At 55.4% G+C, this 22,270-nt stretch carries 19 protein-coding genes and 4 tRNA genes; 18 read left to right on the top strand and 5 right to left on the bottom strand.

The annotated features are described in order from the left end of the window. The first annotated feature begins 2 nt into the window (after positions 1 to 2). Entirely contained in the window at positions 3 to 203 is a 201-nt protein-coding gene (locus tag AC1AY0_RS03170; RefSeq protein ID WP_476525800.1) for a hypothetical protein, read from the top strand. Between the two features lie 189 nt (positions 204 to 392). Here AC1AY0_RS03170 and AC1AY0_RS03165 read toward each other — a convergent pair whose 3' ends face one another. The 3 genes from AC1AY0_RS03165 to AC1AY0_RS03155 all read right to left on the bottom strand — a co-directional run bounded on the left by AC1AY0_RS03165 (position 393) and on the right by AC1AY0_RS03155 (position 2,061). Beyond that, positions 393 to 1,046 (bottom strand): flagella basal body P-ring formation protein FlgA, encoded by a 654-nt coding sequence (locus AC1AY0_RS03165; RefSeq protein ID WP_476525798.1) that lies wholly within the window; start codon positions 1,044 to 1,046, stop codon positions 393 to 395. A gap of 116 nt (positions 1,047 to 1,162) precedes the next feature. Then, positions 1,163 to 1,348 (bottom strand): FmdB family zinc ribbon protein, encoded by a 186-nt coding sequence (locus AC1AY0_RS03160; RefSeq protein WP_476525797.1) that lies wholly within the window; start codon positions 1,346 to 1,348, stop codon positions 1,163 to 1,165. A 68-nt stretch (positions 1,349 to 1,416) separates the two neighbouring features. Further along, positions 1,417 to 2,061, bottom strand: a complete 645-nt coding sequence (locus tag AC1AY0_RS03155; protein WP_476525795.1) for a 5-formyltetrahydrofolate cyclo-ligase — start codon at positions 2,059 to 2,061, stop codon at positions 1,417 to 1,419. A gap of 33 nt (positions 2,062 to 2,094) precedes the next feature. Here AC1AY0_RS03155 and AC1AY0_RS03150 point away from each other — a divergent pair, with 33 nt between their 5' ends. The 5 genes from AC1AY0_RS03150 to AC1AY0_RS03130 all read left to right on the top strand — a co-directional run bounded on the left by AC1AY0_RS03150 (position 2,095) and on the right by AC1AY0_RS03130 (position 9,859). Continuing rightward, positions 2,095 to 2,760, top strand: a complete 666-nt coding sequence (locus AC1AY0_RS03150; protein WP_476522853.1) for a GNAT family N-acetyltransferase — start codon at positions 2,095 to 2,097, stop codon at positions 2,758 to 2,760. Positions 2,761 to 2,798: 38 nt separating this feature from the next. Beyond that, on the top strand, positions 2,799 to 4,124 hold the full coding sequence (locus tag AC1AY0_RS03145) for a magnesium transporter (RefSeq protein WP_476522852.1): 1,326 nt from the start codon (positions 2,799 to 2,801) through the stop codon (positions 4,122 to 4,124). A 173-nt stretch (positions 4,125 to 4,297) separates the two neighbouring features. Beyond that, on the top strand, positions 4,298 to 4,591 hold the full coding sequence (gene groES / locus AC1AY0_RS03140) for a co-chaperone GroES (protein WP_033890546.1): 294 nt from the start codon (positions 4,298 to 4,300) through the stop codon (positions 4,589 to 4,591). Positions 4,592 to 4,866: 275 nt separating this feature from the next. Then, positions 4,867 to 5,826 carry an AAA family ATPase gene (locus AC1AY0_RS03135; RefSeq protein ID WP_476522850.1) on the top strand — a complete coding sequence of 320 codons (960 nt, stop codon included), beginning with the start codon at positions 4,867 to 4,869 and terminating at the stop codon, positions 5,824 to 5,826. A 28-nt stretch (positions 5,827 to 5,854) separates the two neighbouring features. Further along, on the top strand, positions 5,855 to 9,859 hold the full coding sequence (locus tag AC1AY0_RS03130; RefSeq protein WP_476525793.1) for a transglutaminase domain-containing protein: 4,005 nt from the start codon (positions 5,855 to 5,857) through the stop codon (positions 9,857 to 9,859). Positions 9,860 to 9,989: 130 nt separating this feature from the next. Here AC1AY0_RS03130 and AC1AY0_RS03125 read toward each other — a convergent pair whose 3' ends face one another. After that, positions 9,990 to 11,234, bottom strand: coding sequence for a trans-sulfuration enzyme family protein (locus tag AC1AY0_RS03125; protein ID WP_476522847.1), 1,245 nt, complete (start codon positions 11,232 to 11,234; stop codon positions 9,990 to 9,992). A 114-nt stretch (positions 11,235 to 11,348) separates the two neighbouring features. On the opposite strand from AC1AY0_RS03125, the gene AC1AY0_RS03120 reads away from it, so the two are divergent. The 9 genes from AC1AY0_RS03120 to dapC all read left to right on the top strand — a co-directional run bounded on the left by AC1AY0_RS03120 (position 11,349) and on the right by dapC (position 17,850). Continuing rightward, positions 11,349 to 12,428 carry a histidinol-phosphate transaminase gene (locus AC1AY0_RS03120; RefSeq protein ID WP_476522846.1) on the top strand — a complete coding sequence of 360 codons (1,080 nt, stop codon included), beginning with the start codon at positions 11,349 to 11,351 and terminating at the stop codon, positions 12,426 to 12,428. A 243-nt stretch (positions 12,429 to 12,671) separates the two neighbouring features. Beyond that, positions 12,672 to 12,753: transfer RNA gene (locus AC1AY0_RS03115), tRNA-Tyr, on the top strand. 1 nt (position 12,754) lies between these two features. Continuing rightward, positions 12,755 to 12,826, top strand: a tRNA-Thr gene (locus AC1AY0_RS03110). A gap of 4 nt (positions 12,827 to 12,830) precedes the next feature. Further along, positions 12,831 to 12,904: transfer RNA gene (locus AC1AY0_RS03105), tRNA-Met, on the top strand. A 60-nt stretch (positions 12,905 to 12,964) separates the two neighbouring features. After that, complete coding sequence (rpmG, locus tag AC1AY0_RS03100; RefSeq protein ID WP_007053013.1) at positions 12,965 to 13,132, top strand: 50S ribosomal protein L33; 168 nt, start codon at positions 12,965 to 12,967, stop codon at positions 13,130 to 13,132. Positions 13,133 to 13,229: 97 nt separating this feature from the next. Beyond that, the gene (locus AC1AY0_RS03095) at positions 13,230 to 14,459 is read left to right on the top strand and encodes a UDP-N-acetylmuramate dehydrogenase (protein WP_476525791.1); all 1,230 of its coding nucleotides are present in this window, start codon (positions 13,230 to 13,232) and stop codon (positions 14,457 to 14,459) included. 113 nt (positions 14,460 to 14,572) lie between these two features. Further along, the gene (locus AC1AY0_RS03090; RefSeq protein WP_476522844.1) at positions 14,573 to 16,099 is read left to right on the top strand and encodes an amino acid permease; all 1,527 of its coding nucleotides are present in this window, start codon (positions 14,573 to 14,575) and stop codon (positions 16,097 to 16,099) included. 93 nt (positions 16,100 to 16,192) lie between these two features. Continuing rightward, entirely contained in the window at positions 16,193 to 16,513 is a 321-nt protein-coding gene (gene fdxA / locus AC1AY0_RS03085; RefSeq protein ID WP_163232876.1) for a ferredoxin, read from the top strand. Between the two features lie 149 nt (positions 16,514 to 16,662). After that, the gene (gene dapC, locus AC1AY0_RS03080) at positions 16,663 to 17,850 is read left to right on the top strand and encodes a succinyldiaminopimelate transaminase (RefSeq protein WP_476522842.1); all 1,188 of its coding nucleotides are present in this window, start codon (positions 16,663 to 16,665) and stop codon (positions 17,848 to 17,850) included. Positions 17,851 to 17,901: 51 nt separating this feature from the next. Here the strand turns inward: dapC and dinB are convergent, their stop codons facing one another. After that, a complete protein-coding gene (gene dinB, locus AC1AY0_RS03075; RefSeq protein WP_476522840.1) occupies positions 17,902 to 19,176 on the bottom strand; it encodes a DNA polymerase IV in 1,275 nt (424 codons plus the stop codon). Between the two features lie 185 nt (positions 19,177 to 19,361). Here dinB and AC1AY0_RS03070 point away from each other — a divergent pair, with 185 nt between their 5' ends. The 3 genes from AC1AY0_RS03070 (at position 19,362) to AC1AY0_RS03060 (ending at position 22,256) form a co-directional block, all read left to right on the top strand. Then, positions 19,362 to 20,309: an EamA family transporter gene (locus AC1AY0_RS03070; RefSeq protein ID WP_476525789.1), complete on the top strand. Its 948-nt coding sequence runs from the start codon at positions 19,362 to 19,364 to the stop codon at positions 20,307 to 20,309. A 110-nt stretch (positions 20,310 to 20,419) separates the two neighbouring features. Further along, positions 20,420 to 20,509, top strand: a tRNA-Ser gene (locus AC1AY0_RS03065). A 397-nt stretch (positions 20,510 to 20,906) separates the two neighbouring features. Then, positions 20,907 to 22,256: a CapA family protein gene (locus tag AC1AY0_RS03060; protein ID WP_476525787.1), complete on the top strand. Its 1,350-nt coding sequence runs from the start codon at positions 20,907 to 20,909 to the stop codon at positions 22,254 to 22,256. Positions 22,257 to 22,270: the final 14 nt, after the last annotated feature.

Raw genomic sequence — 22,270 nt, 5'->3', positions numbered from 1 at the left:
CAATGGCTGAATATTCGGCAACGAGGCGTACGCCGCGTAAGCACAAGCGCGTGGTGATGAAAGGTACTGAGCGGTTTGATGCTGATGGCGTCAAGCTTGAACCCGGAGACATGCAAACCGCTCAGCAACGCCAAGCAGACGACGACAATCGCATCCTAGGCGAGTTGCCGCCTCACTGGGCTGTGTTCAACGAAAAGCGTTGAGCACACCCCAGTGCCCCCCCAATTGGCTCCCCTTGTCAGGACATTGCCGTGAAAACAGACAGCAGAGCTGTTTGTAGGCAATGTGCGAGACGACAGTCTCGCCAGTAAAATGCAAACGAAGTTTGTCCGTAATTGCAGGACGAGCTGGACCGCGAAGCGGGACTGAGGGGTAGTCAACCTCAACCACGCTCACTGCATTACTGCTATGATGGCGCCGGCTTCTTGCAGTTGCATAATGTGCATGGCGGCATCAGGCTTCATTGCAAACGACACAGAATGCCGTTCTTCACCATATGGTGTATCAGCAGTCATACTGATTTCCATCACCAGAGCATTCTCGGCGAGCACACAGCCGTCATAGTCGTCATTGTCAGCTTTGGCATCACATCCCCAAGCGGATACCAACTGCACGCTGTCTCCAACCATCAGCTCATTAACGGAGCTGAATAATCGTACTTCCACCACTGTGGTACCTTTCGGTACCACAGGAGCGTCCCGAGCCATATGTGTCAGTATGGGATCACTACTTTCTATTTCGACATATGCGATGCGCCCTGCTACATCATCAATCGAACTGATCATCGAAGAACTCACGGCTGATGAGGGAAAGAACCGTATTGCTACATTGTCAGATTGAATAGTGTTGCCGCGTGCAATATGCTCTGACGCCACCACAACCGGTACTGTGGCAATGTGCCTCAGCACAGCTTCTAGCCCAAACAACACTGCGAGCCCTACGCATAAGGCAACGGCAGTTCGATGCAACACATGCATCCATCTGCGGTACTTCAATGAGCCAGTCGGTGGAAGTCCGAGCTTTGCCAAAACAGAAAAGGTCACCATGAATCCATGGTGACCTGAATATCGTTACCTAAGCAAGCCCAACCGACCTATGTGGTTCTAGCTTGCCAAGTTATCCACATATATAAATGCGGATGCTAAAAGTTCACTACGCTCTACTACTTGGAAGACTTATCCGTACGGTAGAAGCCATGACCCTTGAACTCAATCGGCACGGCAGAATACACCTTGTGCACCTGCTCTTCAGAGCACTTCGGGCACACGGTAATAGGGTCATCAGAGAATGACTGCTGTTCAGTGAAATCGTATCCGCAGTTCTTGCAGCGGTAATGATAAGTAGGCAACGGAATCCTCCACACAAGTATTTTTCTGCACGGTCCAATACCGTGCCAAGCAACCGTTCATATCCTAGTCATTGCCATGACAGTTCATTCAGAGATAACCAAGTATCAGGCGTCAATACCGCGTCCGCAGGAACATCGTGCTCCTCGGCGGGCAAGTCGACTTCTGAAACCTCCCACGGCCAGCACACGGCAATCAACGGGCATCCGTCTTTGCGTGAGCCCAAAGCGCGGTCATACCAGCCCGCCCCGCGCCCAAGGCGATAGCCGCGCGAATCAACGCCGAGAGCTGGAGCGAACACAACATCAGCCTGAGCTAACGCGTCAGGCGGCAATACGGTACCGTCGGATTCATCTGGGCGCAGATGACCATGCCCATCGACCGCATGCAAGGCATCCATGGAAGTCAGCACACTCCAGCCAATATCCAATCCCGTTCCAAGATTTGGAACCAATACAGTGCACTGCCGTTTCAACAGCCAGCTCAGTAAAGGACGAGTTTCAATCTCAGTACCCATCGACACATACGCTGCCACAACAGTTTTCGGCTGCATATGCTGCGCCAAAGAGTCCGGTATGGCCTGAACCAGTTGCTGCCCTGCCGCACTACGCTCGTCACGTGATGTGAGCTTTCGCCGAGCCAAGGCAGTATGCCGCAGCGCCGCCTTGTTGCCGGCATTGTGAGTATCCATGTCCGCCATCTCTACATCGCTCATATCGCACAACCTAGCACGGCTAGAATAAAGGCCGTGTCAGTTTTCCAGTCCATAAAAGAGGCGCTCAGACCGGATAATCAGATTCGTATGCCCCGTTTGAGCTATCCCGGTTTTCCTATTGTTCTGCGTCCTCTGACCATGGATGATGAGGAAGCTTGGAATGAAGTGCGTTGGCGCAACAATGAATGGTTGGCGCCATGGGAATCGGGAGACCCGATGCACTCTGGGGCAATTACCTTCAACCAATGGGTGCAGCGTATGCGCCGCAATGAGCAGCATGGTTCGGGTGCCTTGTTCGCCATTGAATATCAGATGCGTATTGTGGGTCAGATCTCTCTTGGTGCTATCTCATATGGAGCTATGCGCACTGGAGTAGTGGGGTACTGGGTCGATCAGCGCTATGCCGGTCGCGGTTTTGCGCCAATGGCCTTATCCATGCTTGCGGACTGGGCGCTTACCGACCCATTCGGTCCGGCACTGCACCGGCTGGAGATTGCGATTTTGCCTGATAATGCGCGCTCGCTAGCGGTGGTACGTAAAGTAGGAGCTCACCATGAGGGGCTTCGTGAGCGGTATATGTATGTGAATGGTCATTGGCGAGACCATGTTACGTTCGCCTTATTGGCCGAAGATGCTGGCCCTGGATTCTCGGCGCGTCTGCTGCAATCGCGTTCATCGTCCGACACGCCCGGCGAGTAACCCCCAACTTCGTCGGGGTGTCTCCTATTCTTAACTCTATGGGTTACGAGTCATTAAGCACCATTATCGTGCTGGTGATCGCGGTGATTGTGATTGCCGTATGGCTGCCCGCGCGTACGGCCAACGGTATGAAGCGTGCAGCCGAACACCGGCAGGATCGCTACTCGCCTTCGCTACGCATAGTAGAAGCGGAGGACGGCAGGCGATTTGGCGATGTCAAGCCGCGTGAGGCGAAAGGGGCAGCAATGCCAGCATCTACAACGTCAGCAAAACTGACACCGGCGCATATTGCACATGTGCGTGAGCTGCGCAAGCAGTCCATCAAGCGTCGTCAGATTCTGGTCGGTGTATTGCTCGCTGTAACGGTCGTGGTGGCAGTGCTTTCGTTTGTATGGCACTTCAGCCTGCTGTTCGCCCTGATTCCGTTTGCTTTGACTGTTGTGGTACTGGCTTTGGGTGCTAATGCTGCGCGCCAGGCCCGTGAATGGGAACGTAAGGTACATCGTTACGAGCAGGCACGCCGTCGTTCTGCTCAGTTGGCTAAGCGCCAGCAGCAGAAGGCTGCTGCAGAATCGACTCAAATTGCTGCGACTGAGACTGAACCTGCTGAAGCCAGCAAGAATACTGCATCGTCAAGCCAGAATGCCACCGATGAGGTGTCCACTGAAGTTATGGAGCAGCGTCAGATTCGCCGTGCACTGCGTGCGGCGGAAATCGAGCAGGCCAAAGCCAAAGCAGCCCGTGATGCTGCAGCACAGTTGAAGGCGGAGGCTGGCGAGACCTCGAAGAATGATGCAGTTGCAGAGCATAAGACCGAGCAAGCTTCTACGGCACAGGCTGGCAACGAAGGTGGCGAACAGGCTAAGGTGAAGCCGTCGCTTACGGTTCGTGATGAACGTGATGCCGAGGCTGCTGATGCCACATCCGAGCTTGCTTCCGTTAAGCCTGCTCGCGCTTTGGATGTTTTCGACATGGCCACTTCTCAGGATCTCATCTCCTTCTCGTTGGGCGAACCTCGTAATGAAGGCAATGCTCCCGAGAGCCTGGAAATCAAGTCCACTCGTCAGGTGTCCAAGGCTGAACCTGTGGCTCCTGAAGTCGCCGACAAGCTGATTAATGAGGCTCGTGAGGTGAAGGCTGCTGATGATGCTCAGGCTGCGGCCAAGGTGAAGGCTACGGCCCAGACTTCCAGTGATGCTCAAAGCGAAGAAAAACAGCCGGTTGAGGTTGCTGATAAGACTCAAGAAGAAGCTCAGGAATCCTTCAGCGAGCGTGAGGCACATGCTGAAGTCGAAGCTCCTGCAGCAACTTCAGAATCGCTGAGCGTTGGGCTTGATTCCATTCTGGCCCGCCGCGGCAACTGACCGTCTGATTGATTTTTCTCTCACAGCGTTAGCACTCGAGTTGGCAGAGTGCTAACAATCGCGCTACCATGTGTTCTAGCGCAAAGGGACAACGCAAGTGATCGTCAGCCTCTTGAGGCGTTCTGGCGCGGCATTATCGAACTGAACTACAAGCAGATACGAGGTGACCCACAGTGTCGATTAAGCTCACACCGTTGGAAGACAAGATCATCGTCAAGCAGGCAGAAGCCCAGACCCAGACCGCATCCGGCCTGTACATTCCGGACAACGCCAAGGAGAAGCCGCAGCAGGGTGAAGTGCTGGCCGTTGGCCCGGGCCGTCGTGACGACAAGGGCGAGCGTATCCCGATGGACGTCAAGGTTGGCGACAAGGTGCTGTACTCCAAGTACGGCGGCACCGAAGTGCACTACGAGGGTGAGGATTACCTCATCATCGGCGCCCGCGACGTGCTGGCCATCCTCGGCTGAGTAATCGCGTAGCGAACTTCTTACATCCCGACTGTTCTCCACGAGCAGTCGGGATTTTTTATTTGTTCGCCTCTCCGGCTCCCCTCTCTGAGGGGAGCTGTCATCGTAGATGACTGAGGGGAGTTAATGGCAGGGGAGCCGAACCGCGCAGCAGGACCGCAGAAAATTTCCCACCAAACGTTCAGCTATGCCTGATATGCATGGCAGCATATGTGCGCGACGTAGTTGAGTTCGTGGTAACTCGACGCATACACTGGGTTTGGATTGGGGTCCCTATGGAAGAGGCTGTGATGAACGCCACTGCAGATACGCTTACTCATATTGCCGATGCGCTGGAATCCGCATTATCCAGCTCGCGTGAGGTAATCGATCTGGTCGTCACTACCTTTGCGGCCGGTGGCCATTTGCTGCTTGAGGACGTGCCGGGCGTGGGCAAAACCACATTGGCTCGTGCCATGAGCCAGACTATCGGCGGCAAAGCGAGCCGCATCCAATTCACTCCCGACCTGCTGCCCAGCGATTTAACCGGCGTCAGCATCTATTCGCAGGATTCCAAGGCCTTCGAATTCCATCCTGGCCCCTTGTTCACCAATATCGTCATAGCCGATGAGATCAATCGCGCTAATCCCAAAACCCAATCGGCCATGTTGGAGGCCATGAACGAGGGGCAGGTCAGCGTTGACGGCATAAGCCACCCGCTTCCCACCCCATATTTCGTTATCGCCACTCAAAACCCCATCGAACTTGAGGGCACGTACCCGTTGCCGGAAGCCCAGCTCGACCGTTTTATGGCCTGCACGAGTTTCGGGTACCCATCCGCCAAAGCAGAGGCGGCCATGCTTACTTCCGCTGATTGGTCCAATCCTCTTGAACGCGTACATCAGATCTGCAGCGCTGAAGAAGCCAATGCGATTCGCGATGCTGTGCGCGATGTCACTATTGCCGATACGGTAGCCAACTATATCGTGGCATTGGCCCGTGCCACTAGAACGCGTGACGATGTACGCTTTGGTGCTTCGCCGCGCGCCAGCTTGCATTTGGCTGCCATGGCGAGGGCTCGCGCGTTCATCGACGGGCGTGATTATGTGCTGCCAGACGATGTACAAGTATTAGCATCGCCAGTGCTCGCGCATCGTCTTGTGCTGGAAGATGCTGGATTTGGCTCAACGGATTTGAGCCGTGCGCGCAGCATTATCGCTGATATCGTGGCGAACACCGCTGTGCCTCGCGTGTGATGTCCGATTGACTGCAACAAGGTCAGCAATGATGAGAGGAAAGCGATTCCGCCGTCACGGATTGATTAGGCCAACTATTGGTGGGCTGGTTCTGCTGGCAGTGGGTGCCGGATGCTGTTTTGGCGGCTTACTGCTGGATGATCGCACACTGATGGACGCCACCATAGCCATCGCCGTAGTGCTGCTGTGTGCACTGGTGATGATAGTGCTGCAATGGTTTGGCAGTATTGCCATCGGTGGTTCTCGTCATACCCCGCAGTTTGAACAACGAGATCATCATGGACATGTTGTATCTCGTTTTGCTGGGGATCCTCCTTACGATCGCCGTGGCAGATACGTGATGGTGAGCGAAGCTGTGCGGTGGCAAGCTCCATTGGGATTGTTCTCGGCAACAAAGATCGTTCCCTCTACGGATGAGACGCTGATTTTGCCGGAGGTTGATTCTGCAAACAGTGTCAACGACATGGCTGGGGATGCACGCAAAGCCGGACTGAGTCAGAACGAGCAGTCTGGCGGTATACGTGCCTATACGCCGGGCGATCCGCTAAAACTTATTTCATGGAAGCACACAGCTCGCCGTGGTGAGTTGATGACCCGCGAAACTGGCCGTGATACGCGCTCGACACTGGTGCTTGTAGTGAATACAGATGTGAGCGAAACCCAGCTCGACGTACAGGTGGCAACGCTATTGCCCATTGTTCGGCATGCGAACCGTTCGCAGCGCATTATCGTTACGGATGGCACGCACATGCATGAAGGGACCGGCGAGGCTGAACGATTCCTGGCGGCCGTTCGTCCGGAAAGCAACGTTGTAGACATAACGCGTTTGGGGCTCATCGAAGGGCCGACGAAGGTCCTCGTGTGCGACATTTTGGAAAATGCGTCGCTGATGAAGGGGGATGTTACCGCGGTACAGCCCCTTGTAACGAAGTTCACCCCCAAGAAAGCGCTTTCAACCGAGGCTATCTTGCGTACGAGGGGCTGCCTCCCGCTGTTCATTTCCTTTTTCATTACCCTTTACGCTCTTTCGGGCCTTATTGACCCCGATGGCATGTGGATCGCGTTCGCCGCAGCGGTGTTCGCCGTTTTCTCAATCAGCGCAGCAATTCCGAGTATAAATATGAAGCGCTCGCTGATTCGATATGCTGCATTCGTATCCGCGACGGTATTAGCAGTGGGCATTCTGTCTGCAATTCATCTGCGGACTTCGCTTGCGGCAATCTGGACATCAGGGAGCCCCTTCTCAAATCTTGTGGATTCGTGGAGACTCTATGTGTCCACATGCGAGAGTGGTTTTGAAACACTGAACCTTCAATTGCCGCCGCTTAAGGTCACTGGTCATGCTGATTTATTCGTAATCGCGTTAGTCGCTGCAACGGCAATCATCCTCCGCCTGTTTACCATTGTGGAGCCTGTTCGCCGAGTTATTATCCCGGTGATAGCGGTTCTCCCGGTGTCCGCGCTCGCTGCGGATTATGCGTTAGCCGGTCACACGGCCCCATTGTGGGCTATCGCGTTGAGCATTGTTGCATTCCCGTGGCTGCTATGGGCGGCTCATCCTGAACGTACGCGCACATCTCGCGCGAATTTGCTCAGTCGAGCGTCTCGCGCGCACACGCTTAAGCGCATAAACATCACTTGGCCTGTACGTATACAGAACCCGCGTGCTGCTGTTCTTGCCGCAACCCCTGCAATCGCCGCCATGCTTGCTGTAATCATCACGTTGCCGCTTACCGCACCGGCTGCGGCTCTGGCATATCGGGTGCCACTATCCATAGGTGAAGGTGGCGGTATGTTCACATCGAACACCGTCAGCCCGATGATTGACCTGAAGCGAAACATCACCTCTGGTTCAGACACCACAGTGCTTACTTACCAGGCATACAAACGCACGTACCTGCGCCTGACCACGCTGGATAATTTCGACGGCGACTCCTGGGGCTATGATCGTGAACTCGCGCTGGACGCCGGCCTATACGGTTCCGGCATCCAGCTTGGTCGTAACAGCGAAGACGAGCTGACCCGCGAGCAGCGCCGCGGTATGAGCCCGCTGAGCATGTATATGTACGTGCTCGGCTATGACGGCTATATAGTGGCCACCGCTACTTCGAACACACTTGAACAGTTCATGATGAATGCCAATGTGCGCATCAGCACTCTCAAATCCCGATTCCTGCCCGTTCCCGGCATGGCAAGCTATATAGAAGGCGCTGGCGACGATTGGCTCATGTACCAGGACGGTACGGTATATAACCGTACGGCTGGCACATCCGCCGACACCGAATACATGGCATACGGGTCGTATATCGATCCAATCACCAACTCGAATGGTTTCAGCGAGCTTTCCACTATCGTGGCCGCCAAAGACAGTCTGATCAGTGATCGATCTGTGGCTGGAGAAGCGGAAAAGAAGGCCTGGTATCAGGCTCGTAGCAATCTCACAGATACTGGACTGGGTGAAATCCGCGACGATATGCTGATTATCAATGCCACTATAGGCAGCGACAACAGCGTTACTGGCCCGTCAGGCTGGCATCTCGGCAAAATTAGCGGCGCTGGCGGTGAGACACAAACCAGCGATGGGGAGCGTATCTCCATGCCTGGCGGCATCATTTTCGACGATACTGTTGTCAATCAGCTTGGCTTCGGCCGAGACGATTATGTGATCGGCGTAGGCACTGGGAACAGGCTTGTACTGGCATTCCCCGCTTCGGCCCAATCCCAATCCAATAATCAGACCATGGAGGGCGGCATTGCCACGTTCTACGGCCAGGATTTGTGGGCGAGCCAGGCCATAGCTGTGCTGGAGCAAAACGACTTTGATTTGTCCGGCTACACGATGATGCAGGGGAGCGATACTGATGCCAGCTCCCCGTTCTCCGATCGACTCAGAGAATACGTTGAGCGCAGTGACAAACGTGCGCATGCCGAACGGTACACGTCGCTGCCTTCACAGCTGCCCACCAACGTCCGTGCGGTCATCAATCAGGCCAAAGCGGCTGGCATCCCGACCAAGGGCGCAAGCTATGACGATCAGGTGCGTGCGATGCGCTGGCTTGTGGAATACTTCACCAATCCGGACAATAAGTTCACTTATTCGTTGGATGCTCCGGATGGTGATGGGCGAGACAATCTGGAAGTCATCAATAATTTCCTCGCTTCCGTGGATGATGGCGGGCATTCCGGCTACTGCCAGCATTACGCGTCCGCATTGGCGGTACTTGGCCGCGCGCTGGGCGTGCCCACGCGCATTGTGCTTGGCTACAACGCTGGTGTGGAGGAACGTAACAAAGACGGGTTCTTTGCTGTGCAGTCCAAGCAGTTGCACGCTTGGACTGAAGCGTATTTGGATGGTGTGGGCTGGGTTCCGTTCGATGTGACGCCGGCCACTGAGGAAAATGGTTCGGCATCTTCCGATACTGCGAGCAGCTCGAACACTGCTGATTCTTCCAATGATGCTAATGATCTAGTGACAACTATTAGTCCGGATACCAGCCAGTCTGAGGAATCCTCGAATAATAGTTCCGCTCAGAATGATTCTGCTGATAAGAAATCTGACAATGCCAATAATCAGCAGACTGCTGACACTACTGCGGCAGCTGATGGTTCTTCGAACTGGTGGAACCGGGTCTCAGCAGGATTCTTGGCATGGCCGATGTGGGTGAGAGTACTTGTGGCGATTGCCGTTGCGCTGGCGCTCGCAGGCATTGGTGCTGGAACACCTCACCTGTGGCGTTGGCTGCGTCGCCGACGAGTGAAGCATATTGTTGCTCGAGCCAAAGCTCATCCGGATGATTTGGCGCTCGCGGCTCGGGCTTGGAAGGCTATATGGCGGGAGATTCGCGTATCCGCTAAATTGCGCCCTCGACCAAAGCCCACCGACACCGATATGGATATCGCGCAACGAATCGCCACGCAATACCCCGCTTGGGCTGATATTGCGCGCCGCGCCGCGCGCAACGCCACCGCCCAAGCCTTCGGCGGCACCCCCGAACCCCTTACGGCTCCCCTTGTCAGAGAAGCCGGCGACTGATGGCACCTTCATTTGGCTCCCCTTGCCAGGGGAGCTGGCCCGCGAAGCGGGACTGAGGGGTAGTAGAAGAACGGCCGCAGGCCGTGGAAAAAACAGAATCGGCCTGCGGCCGATTCCATTTCAGAGGAGCTCAGCCTGCAAATCCGGCTTCTGCGAGCGCGTGATCGATATCGCGAATCAAATCATCGGTATCCTCCAAGCCGATGGCCAAACGGAAGAAGCCGCGGTGGAACTCCGGCGGATACAGATACTGGCGTTCGTCATCTTCGCCGAGGAACACAATAAGGCTTTCATCATGGCCGAGCGACACCGCTGACGTAATCACATTGAGTTTGGAAACAAACCGATTATGTCCGTCATGGTCGGTATCCAAGCCAAACGAAAGCACGCCGCCGAAGCCGGAATCCGGGCGGGCAAGCTGGCTCACCGCTACATCATGATGCGGGTGCGATTCCAATCCCGGATACGCCACAAAACGAACCGCGGGAATCGACTCCAAATGCTTGGCCACAGCCAGCGCGGACGCATTATGTTGACGGATACGCAACGGCAGCGTCACTGAACCGCGGTTAATCAGCCAAGCATTGAATGGCGAAATAATGCCGCCGAAGTTCACTTGCGCGGTGAAGCGAATCTCGTCAGTGCGTGCCTTAGTAGTGGCGATTACACCGCCGAGTGCATCGCCATGGCCATTGATGTATTTGGTGAGCGATTCGATGACGATATCCGCGCCCAAGTCGAGCGGGCGCACATTGTACGGTGTGTTAAACGTGTTATCCACACTGACCAGCGTCTCGGTACCGGTCCGCTCGCCATGCTCATGCACCAAATCGGCAATCGCCTTGATATCCGACACCTTCAGCGTAGGGTTCGCCGGCGTCTCGATATGCACCAATTTGGTGTTCGGGCGCAGGGCATCGGCCACGTTCTGCGGATCCGAAGTGTCCACAATCGAGGTCTCGATACCGTACTTTTCCGGCAGAATCTGGTTCAGCAGACGATATGCGGCGATATACGTGGTGTCAGAGAAAATCGCATGATCGCCGCGATTAAGGAACGTGGTGAACGTGGCGGAAAGCGCGGCCACGCCGGAAGCCAGCACTACCGCGTCTTCGGCGCCTTCCAAACGGGCCAGCTTTTCTTCAAGGTACCGCTGATTTGGGTGGCCGTTACGGGTGTAGAGGTTCACGTCCGAGCTGGACCAATTGATATCTGAAGGGTCATAAGGCAGGGCGTAGGCGTTAGCAAGCGTTATAGGGCGGCGGATTGCGCCGGTTTCTGCGTCAACACCGTTGCCGAGATGAATGGAGAGTGTACCGAAGCCGAGCGGCTTATCGTCGAAGGATTGGCCGTGATGTACAAGATCTGAAGTCATGTGCCTAGCATGCCAGCGGCCAACCGTGATGCGCAAGTATGGCTAATCACTCCAAAACCGCTTGAATTCGTGCTTTTTGAGCGCTGTATAAGAAAAACGGTATAGGATAGGGCCATGAGTTTCAAACATCGCAGCATTATTGATACCATCCCCTCCTACAAGCAGGGAAAGCCGGCCCCCAAGGTTGAGGGTCAGCGCTCCTTCAAAATTTCCAGCAACGAGAACGCATTCGACCCGCTGCCCAGCGTGGTCAAGGCTATTGAAGATCACGCGCTGCCGCATCTGAACCGTTACCCGGATATGCGCGGCTGGGCCGTGGTGGAACGTCTGGCTGAGGAAATCGGCGTCAAGCCGGAGAACATTGTGTTGGGCTGCGGCTCCACTGAGGTCATCACTCAGCTGGTGCAGCTAGTGGCCGGCCCCGGTGACGAGGTCGTCTACCCGTGGCGCAGCTTCGAGGCATATCCGATTATTGTGGCCGGTGCGGGTGCCACCAGCGTGCAAGTGCCGAATCTGCCGGACGGCTCTCATGATATCGACGGACTGATCAACGCCGTCAATGAGAAGACTCGCCTGGTGATTGTCAACAATCCGAACAACCCGACCTCTACTTCCGTGGCGGCCGAAGATGCTCATCGACTGATGGAAGCCATTCCGTCCGACGTGCTGGTGCTGTTCGACGAAGCTTACTTCCAGTTCAACACGGATGCCGACACCTCGGTGGCCATGGACCTGTTCCGTGAATTCCCGAACGTGGTGGTGGCACACACCTTCTCCAAGGCATATGGCCTGGCAGGTCTGCGTATCGGCTATGGCATCGCTCCTGAGGATGTGATTGACGGTATGCGCAAGGTGGCGCTGCCCTTCGGCGTGACCGATGTGGCGCAGACTGCCGCGCTCGCCAGCCTGGATGCTTACGATGAACTGACCGATCGAGTGAAGTCGATTATTTCCGAGCGTAACCGTGTGGTTGCCGCACTGAAGGATCAGGGTTGGGAATTCCCGGAGCCGTATGCCAACTTCTTCTGGCTGCCGCTGGGGGAGAAGACGGACGAAGCCGCAGCCCAGTTCCTGGCAGCAGGCTTGTCGACGCGCGTATTCTCCGGCGAAGGCATTCGCATCTCCATCGGCGAGGCCGAAGCCAACGATCTGGTCATCGACGTCTGCGCCAAGCTCAAAGACCTCGGTTTCTAACCCTCTCTGTGCCCCCTCTGATGGGACCGAGCCGTGAGACGGACAGCTCGGTTTTCCGGCTCCCTCTGATGAGGGAGCTGTCAGCGAAGCTGACTGAGGGAGAGAAGCAAAGAATCTGGCTCCCCTCTCTGAGGGGAGCTGCGCGACACGCCGAAACCCACTCCAGAGTTGCGTGCGTCCGCCAGATGTGTTTATATATCCGAGTTGCCTGTTGAGGTCAAACACCGCAGCGGGAAACAGACTGGCGGATTTCCCAAGCGGTCAAAGGGAGCTGACTGTAAATCAGCCGCTTCGTGCTTCAGTGGTTCGAATCCACTATCCGCCACGCCCCGATAGCTCAGTGGTAGAGCACTTCCTTGGTAAGGAAGAGGTCGTGAGTCCAATTCTCACTCGGGGCTCTCTGGCGGGGTAGCTCAGCTGGCTAGAGCGTACGACTCATAATCGTAAGGTCAAGAGTTCGAGCCTCTTCCTCGCTACAATTGCGCCCGCTAACCGGTGGGCGCTTATTATACCTAGTAACACAGAGGTGAATGAGAATGGCTAAGAGCGCCGACATCCGTCCGGGCATCACGCTGGCCTGCACCGAGTGCAAGGAGCGCAACTACATTACGACCAAGAACCGTCGTAACACCCCAGATCGTCTTGAGCTCAAGAAGTTCTGCCCGCGCTGCGGCAAGCAGACCGTGCATCGCGAGACTCGTTGATCGCATAGCATTAAGCTTCAAACCCGACCCTTACCGGTCGGGTTTTTTGTTATGCGCTGAGCGGCAAATGCCTCCGGCACCAGTAGGATAGAGAACCATGACTAGCTTTGCAGATATCACCACTATGGGCGTGGGCGGCGAAATCGCTCATTTCGTAGAACCGACTACGCGAGTCGGCTTGATTGAGGCCGTGGAAGACGCTGACTCCAAAGGCCTGCCGTTGGTGGTGATCGGCGGCGGCTCCAACATGCTTATCTCGGATAAGCCGTTCAACGGCGTGGTGGTACGTGACGCTCGTCGTCTCATCACCGTACCGGATGAAGCCGCACCTGTAGAAGGCGAAGACCGCACCGTGCACGTGAATGCTGAAGCGGGTGCCAATTGGGATGATTTCGTGGCTTTCACCGTTGAAATCGGACTCGAAGGCGTGGAAGGACTGTCTGGCATTCCTGGAACAGTTGGCGCTTCCGTGGTACAGAACATTGGTGCATACGGCCAGGAAGTGGCCACCTCAGTAGAGTCGGTGGAAGTTTGGGATCGCAAAACCAAAACCACACAAGATCTGACGCCTGAAGATCTCCACTTCGGCTACCGATACTCCGCGCTCAAAGCCAGCATGTACGCTGCTCCAGGCAAACCTGCTGCAGAATTCTTCCCAACCCCACGCTACGTAGTGCTTTCAGTCACATTCGCGCTGACTCACAGCGCGCAGGGCACAGTCGGCTATGGTCAGCTTGCTAAGGCCCTCGGCGTTGAAGTCGGCGATCGCATGGCTACCAAGGATATTCGTGAAGCTGTACTCAAGGTTCGTGCGGCCAAAGGCATGCTCGAGGATCCCACGCGTTACGCATTGCCGGTCATGACGCATGCTAAGCGTGAAGCCAATATCCTGGCTGATTTGCAGCGTCTGGCAGCAATCAATGATGCTGCTGGCATCGCTCTTGATAGCGATGGCTTGCCGGCTCCCGACTACAATCGTCACAGTTGCGGATCATTCTTTATGAATCCGATTCTTACTGCGGAACAGGCATCGAACTTTCCTGAGGACGCGCCACGATTCAATGCCGTGCTGCCGAACGGTGAACCCGGAATCAAGACTTCCGCAGCATGGCTTATCGACCATGCCGGATGCCATAAGGGGTTCGCAATCGAAGCTAATGCGGCGGCCAGCCTCTCTACCCAGCACACATTGGCATTAACCAATCGAGGGAAGGCAACCGCTGAAGATATCGAACAACTGGCGCGTACCGTGCAGCAGCGCGTGCGTGACGCATTCGGTGTCGAACTGGTTCCTGAGCCGGTTTGCGTGGGCGTACTTGGCGCATAAGAAGCGGAAGTTGCCAACAAGGTAATAGACAAGTCACACGGCCTCTTCTATACTCGATTCTCGATGTTTTTTGCGTGCTCCAGGTGCGCTACCGAGAGAAAAGAGAAGGCTTTATGCAACTGTTCCGTACGAAATCCGTCGAACAGACCATTGCCGAAACAGGTGAAGAGGGCCGCAAGCTCAAGCGCAACCTGACTTGGTGGGATCTGTCTATTATGGGCGTGGCCGTCGCCGTGGGCGCCGGCATCTTCTCCGTGGGCGCGCAGGCAGCTGCCTTCCACGCGGGTCCGGCCGTGATCATCAGCTTCCTGATTGCAGGCATCGTCTGCGGCGCTGCAGTGATGTGCTATGCCGAGTTTGCTTCGATGATTCCAGTGGCAGGCTCTGCTTACACCTTCACCTACACCACAGTGGGTGAGCTCATGGCCTGGATTATCGGCTGGGATTTGATTCTGGAAATGCTGATGGCAGGTTCCGTGATTTCCAAGTATTGGGGCGTCTACCTCAATGATTTCATGCGTTTGATGGGTTGGAATGCCAACACTAATCTGACCATCGGCTCATTCCACGTTGATATAGCGCCGATTATCATCGTGGCATTCTTCACCACGTTGCTGGTGTTCGGCACCAAGATTGGTGCGCGCGTGGATGGTGCGATGACTGTGCTCAAGATTGCCATTGTGTTCTTCGTGGTGATTGTAGGCTTCTTCTATGTGAAGGCTTCCAACTTCACGCCGTTCATTCCGCCGGCTGAACCAGCTTCCAGCGTGGAAAGCTCTGCCGCTGTTTCCGGTGTGATGGGTCAGCCGCTGTGGCAGTGGGCCACTGGCATGGTGCCTTCTATTTATGGTGTGCCTGGCATTCTGTCTGGTGCGGCCCTCGTGTTCTTCGCATTCATTGGCTTCGACGTGGTGGCCACTGCTTCTGAGGAAACCAAGAACCCGCACAAGAACGTGCCGCTCGGCATCGGCGTGGGCATGGCTTTGATCATTGTGATGTACATGCTCGTGGCCATTGTGACCACCGGTATGGTGTCGTACAAGGATCTCGCCAAGCAAGACAGCCCGTCTCTGGCCACCGCCTTCGAGCTCGTAGGCGCTAACTGGGCTGCCAAGATTATCAGCTTCGGTATTGTGCTCGGCCTTGCCACCGTGGTGATGGTGCTGCTGCTCGGCCTGACTCGTATTGTCTTTGCTATGAGCCGCGACGGTTTGCTGCCGCGCAGCCTGTCCAAGACCGGCAAGCACGGCACTCCGGCTGGCCTGCAGATCGCTGTGGGCATTGTGGTGGCCCTGGTCGCCGCCCTGTTTGATATCGGCGTGCTCTCCGACATGGTGAACATCGGTACGCTCTCCGCCTTCACGCTGGTGGCCATCTCCATTCCGATCATGCGTAAGAAGCGCCCTGACCTGCCGCGTGCCTTCAAGATTCCGGGCAACCCGTGGGTGCCGATTCTGATTGGTCTGGCAAACCTGTGGCTTATGCTGAACCTCACTGTGCTCACTTGGATCCGTTTCATTGTGTGGCTTGTGGTGGGCTTCGCCATCTACTTCGGCTACGGATACTGGCACGCACGTCTCGGCACTGGGGACTTGACTGACAAGCTCTCCGACGAAACCGACAAGGCCATCAACGGCTGACGTGGCTGACGCCTGAACCTTAAACTAACGCTGTGTCAACGAGTCCGGCCGCGAGCCTAGAATTGACACAGCGTTATTTTCAAGGAGGATTCCATGCCATACGTTGTTGCTCAGCCTTGCGTGGACGTCAAAGACAAGGCTTGTGTGGACGAGTGCCCGGTCGATTGCATTTATGAGGGCTCCCGTTCCCTGTACATCAATCCGAACGAATGCGTTGACTGCGGCGCATGCGAGCCGGTCTGCCCCACTGAAGCCATCTTCTACGAGGATGATCTGCCGGAGGAGTGGGCTTGGTACAAGGACGCTGCTGTGAGCTTCTTCGCTGAAGTGGGCGATTTGGGTGGTGCTTCCGCCAACGGCCCCATCGGTAAGGATCCTGAGCAGGTAGCTGCCCTGCCTCCGCAGAATCAGTGATTTTGTTTTCCTTTGGCTCCCGGTTTCCCTCTGCGAGAGGAGCTGTCAACAGAGTTGACTGAGGGGAGCCTCACGACACATCTCGAACCCCCGGCCTGATAGGCCGGGGGTTCGTCGTATCTTAGGAACATATTGAAGAAAGGGTTCTCATGGGCTTCCACGCATATTCCTCCCCGTACGATTGGTCTCGCATCGCCGGCTACAAAACCACAGCCAAGGCCGTGCCAGGGGGCATGATCGATCTTTCGGTTGGTTCTCCTGTGGACCCAGTGCCTGCCAGTGTGCAACAGGCTCTTATTGCTTCCGCAGATGCTGCGAACGCACATGGCTACCCGGTGACTGCCGGCACAGCAGATCTCAAAGAAGCTATTGACACTTGGTTCCGTAGCATGCGCGGCGTGAATCTTAAAACCATTAATGCCGCGGCAGTGCCGACCGTCGGCTCCAAGGAAGCTGTGGCGTTAATGGCCAGCTTGCTACATTTGGGGCCAGGCGACGTGGTGGTGCAGCCACGCGTCTCATACCCGACTTACGAAATCGGCACGCAGCTTGCCGGCGCGACTGTTCTTAAAGTCGATGATGTTACTGACGTTGATTCTTGGGCCAATGTGCCGAATGTCAAGGCAATCTGGGTAAATTCGCCGTGCAACCCGACCGGCGAAGTGATTAGCGCGGATTGGCTGGCGGAAATTGTGGCTGCCGCTCGTCGTATTGGCGCAACAGTGCTATCCGACGAATGCTATGCGCTGATGGACTGGCGTTCGGCACGCTCATCTGCTGCTGAACCGGAAAACAACGAACCGGCAGCAGCAGATCGTGCATTCACCTTGTCTGCCACACCATGCGCCCTGAGCCCGCAGGTCTGCGAAGGTTCGGCAGATGGCATTCTGGTGCTGTACTCGCTCTCGAAGCAGTCCAACATGGCTGGCTATCGCACGGCATTGATTGCTGGCGATTACCGTCTGGTGCGAGAGATGAGCGAATATCGCAAGCAAATCGGCGAGATTATTCCTGGCCCCGTGCAGGCGGCAATGGCTGCTGGTTTGCGTGATACTGCCGCCGTGCACCAGCAATGGACTCGTTATCGCAACCGTTTGGCTGCACTGGTAGAGGCGTTGAAGGCATACGGCTATAGCGTGCGCATGCCTGCTGGAGCATTGTATGTGTGGGTCAAGGCCAAGTCAGGCGATTGCTGGGCGGATATGGCTGAGCTGGCGAAAATCGGCATTATTCCAAGCCCTGGCGAGTTCTACGGCGCCCCTGCATACCTGCGATTCTCCGCCACCGCTACTGACGAGGCCATCCAGTCTGCCTGCCAGCGCCTTGCACAGATGTAGTGATGCGGTGATGCAGCTGTGACGCTATAACGCTTTCGTAGCGGTGAAGCGTCACGCTCCAAACTGCACTGCGCTGTTGCCGAATTTGCGGCGCACGGCATCCAAAGCAGCCTCGGCATCATGCCGGCGTGCCTGCGAGGTCTGACCGCGGGTATCTGAAGCCTCTTCGAGCATGTCATCTAATGATGGTTGTATGGCGGTAGTAGCAGCCTCACTTAATGACGATGTGCTCATGCCAGCCAAACGTATTAATTTCGGCAGCACGGCGTCCGGCCCAGCGGCAGCGGAAATCCCAAGCATAAGACGCAATTGCCGTACGCATTCGGGGTACAGTGCTCCTGCCGTATCAGTCGGGCGCTCCATAGTGAACGAACGGGTTTGGTAACTGAGATCAGCGAACCGCAGTTTCACCGTAACCGTGCGCGCCACCAACCCTTTACGCCGTAGCGTGGCAGCCACCTCGTCACAGGCAGCACGCAGCACATTGCACACCACGCGCATACTGCGGGTATCTTGCAGCAGTGTTCGTTCGGAACCAATGGATTTTTCCTCGCGAACTGTTGTGATTTCACGCGAATCCAATCCATGCGAGGCTGCCCATAATCCACGCGCGGTAGCGGGGGAGCCGGTGGCGCGCGTCAGCGCTGCTTCATCCATCTGCGCCAGCTCAGCCACGGAAGTAACGCCCCAGGCATTCAACCGTTTCTCTAATGAAGGCCCGATGCCGGGAATGCCACGTAAAGGCATCATTTGCACAAATTCCACTGAACGGGCTGCCGGAATCAGCAACATGCCATCCGGCTTGGCGTTCGTAGACGCCATTTTGGCAACCAACTTGTTAGCGGCAATGCCCACCGAGCAGGTCACATGAAAACGTTCGGACACTTGCTGGCGAATCCATGCGCCAATCGCACTGGGCTTACCCCATTGAAGCAGGGCAGCGGAAACGTCCATATATCCCTCATCCACCGACACTTGTTCAAAACGATCGGTGATAGTCAGGAACACCTCATGCATGATGCGATGCGACATCATGCGGTAATAGCGCATATCCACCGGCAGGAAAATGCCGTCTGGACACAGTTGACGAGCCCGGGCCGAAGGCATGGCCGAATTGATGCCGTAACGCCGTGCCTCATAACTCGCGGCAGACACCACTGAACGCGGTCCGGTGCCAATAATCACAGGCTTGCCTTTGAGTTTAGGATTACGTGCCACCTCGAGTGAGGCATAAAATGCATCCATATCGATATGCAACACCGTGCAGCCGGTCTCATCATGACCCCAATCGCGTTTTGCAGCGGCCAGCCTTGGTGCAGTACTCATGCCATTCATTGTAAGTTGTGCTGCGGCAAACGTTCTTGCACGGTGAAACGGATGCGTTTCAGCGCACGTAGTGCGGGTAGGGTATGCCGTCCGAATCTCGTGTCTTATCTCACGCCTATGTCCGCATGCCGGCGCAGTCCATGCCTAATCCACACTGTCCCGACTCTCCGAGTAGCGTGAGTCATATGAAGAAGGCAGTGGTGAGCATCCTCAATCGTGTTCCTGTAGTACTGATTGTTATCGCAGAGGCACTGATTATCTATACGGCCACGGCCATTGCCAAACTGGCGTTCACCCAGCTCGATCCTCTGTATTCGGTCTGGTATCGCGTGGGATTCATGACATTGCTGCTGCTCGCTTGGCGCAGACCTTGGCAACGAGCTAAGCGAAACGCTTTATTCCATCGCAGCGCTCGCAGCTGGGGATTAGTGGTGTTGCTCGGGTGTGCATTGGTGCTGATGAATACGATGTTTTACGTTGCCATCAGCAATATGGACATGGGCATTGCCGTATCCATTGAATTTATCGGCCCCTTATCTGTAGCGGTGATTACCGGCCGCAGTTGGCGCGAGCGGTTGGGTATTAGCATCGCCGCAGTTGGCGTAGTGCTGCTCGCTGGTATCTCATTATCAAACCCGGCCGGCAGCGGTAGCTTCCTCGTCGGTTTGATTGCTATTCTGATCGGCGGTTCGATGTGGGGTGTTTACATTGTTACCGGGCGGCGAGTAGCTGCGGGCGGCAATTCGCTCGACAACCTGTGCATTGCGGTAACTATTGGTTGGATTGTGCAGTCTGTGTTCTTGGGTGTACCGGCTGTGAAGCATGTGATTTGGCCTAAGTCTGATGCCACATGGGCGCTGGAGCCTGGTGGTTCGCTCAAGCTGTTGGCGTTGCTGTTTGTTATTTCGCTGATGGCATCGTTTATCCCATACGTGGTGGAACAGATTACATTGCGCCGCACCACCTCTGGTGCTTTCTCGGTAATGCAATCCATCAACCCCGCGGTTGCTGTGGCTGTGGGGCTGGTTTTCGGTGAGATTCCAGGCATTGGTGAGCTTGTGGGCGTGGCTTTGGTGATATTCGCGGTGATTGTCACCTTCTCCGGTGATGCCGCACCGGCCAAAGGAAAATAATGCGGCCGGTGCATGCAATGCATGCAATTCGTGGAAAAGCTGCAACGTTCGGCATGCCGTATCCGCAGGTCGTGATACAGTAATGTGCTGTTGCGCTCAAGGTGCAACGTGGAGTCATGCCTGAGTGGCCGATAGGGGCACCCTGCTAAGGTGTTAGTCGTGTATGCGGCTCGAGGGTTCGAATCCCTCTGACTCCGCCATCAAGGGTTTTAGGCATCCGCCCGAAACCCTTTTTTCATGCCGAAAATGGCGCCCATATGACCTGAAATAAATAAAGGCCCGACGCTACCAACATCGGGCCTTTACTAGGTTATCGGCTTGAGCCTCTAACCGAAGGTTGCAAAATGAATCACCGCGATTTGCGGCAATCTCAGTATAAACCAACAGGGGGCGGAATCAGCCCTGCTGTAGACTGTGCCGATTGCACTTGCCTCTTATGTAGCGGAGCCGGAGGTACGCCATTGTCCGCCCGTCTCCGTGATTTATTCTAGTCATCAGACAAATACGGCACGACGAAAAAAGACCATCATTTGACTTGAATGTGTCATATTCTGACTATGAGAGAAGTTTGAACAGCCACGTTTAAGGATGAACGCTATGGGTCATATTCGCGGTCAAGGGCAGCACCGGCCGGCGCCAACAGGCAAGAGTCGTTTGACTGTATGCATTGTATTTGTATGCGCAGTGGTTATTGCACTGGCAGTGGGATTGTGGCTTGGCATGCATCATCAGCAGGCATCGCAGTCGGATGCAAGGCAGATGTCGAATACTGTGTCCAATACTGCGTCAGATGCCACTTTGAATAAAACGCAGAATGTGCCCACGCCGGTGGCTGAGCATCATGGCAATTCGCCGGACTGTCCGGACCAAGATTGCATTGCTCTTCTGGTCAACGGTGATTTGCTGTTCCATGAGGGGCTTTGGAACCAGTTCCGTGGCGCGAATATCAATGCGACCGACGGTACCGCATTCAATTTTGATCCACTGTTTGAGCCGATGAAGCAGTACATTCAAGCTTCTGACATAGCAGTGTGCAATTTTGAAACTCCGATTTCCCAACGTGGCGGTCCGTATGCAGCGTATCCGGTGTTCAATGTTCCTCCCGAGGTGGCGGATGCCGCCCGCAATGTGGGCTATAACGCTTGTACGCATGCCACGAATCATTCGTGGGATCAAGGCGCTGACGGTATCGCCAGGCTCTGGGACACGCTCGAGGCTGACGGTATTGCCCAAACTGGTTCATACAAAACCGAAGAAGATTCCCTTAAGCCATTGGTTATCGATTCTCCGACTGGTGGCGGCAAGCTTGGCTTGATTTCGGGAACGGTATCGCTGAACGGGCAGGTGGCAGACGCTGACTGGCGAGTCGATCGACTTCGTGACACAGATGATCCTCATCATGCCAGCGATATTCAACGAGCGGTAGATAAGGCGAACAAAGCTCGTGAGCAGGGCGCTGATGTGGTGGCTATCGCTATGCATTCAGTCGTGGAATACATTGATTACGCTGATTCATGGCAGGTTACTGAAGCCCACGAACTTGCCGATACTGGTGCATTCGATGTGATTTATGGCGCTGGATGCCATTGCGCGCAGCCCATCGAGAACTATAACGGTACATGGATTATTTACGGCCTCGGCAATGCGGTTACCGAAAATGCTTCCGCTGCAACCATTGTGAATAATCAAGGCGTTACCGCGCGTATTCAGTTTGCCGGCAAGAAGGGCGTCAAGGGTTCGTGGCGCGTCAATCGCATCGACTGGCTGCCCACGGCAAATCAGCAGCAAGGCACGTATCGATGGTGTCCGATTTCCAGTGACCATCCCATAGGCACATGCTGGTCAGAAAGCCAAGATGCTCAGGTTCGGCAGCGAATATGGAATGTCATTTATTCCATGGGTGCCGATCAGAACGTTGTTCGTGAGTGGAATATCACACAGGAATAATCCTGAATGGTGCT

It is taken from the genome of Bifidobacterium sp. LH_416, assembly GCF_056357055.1.
This window is presented reverse-complemented; position numbering and strand designations above follow the sequence as displayed.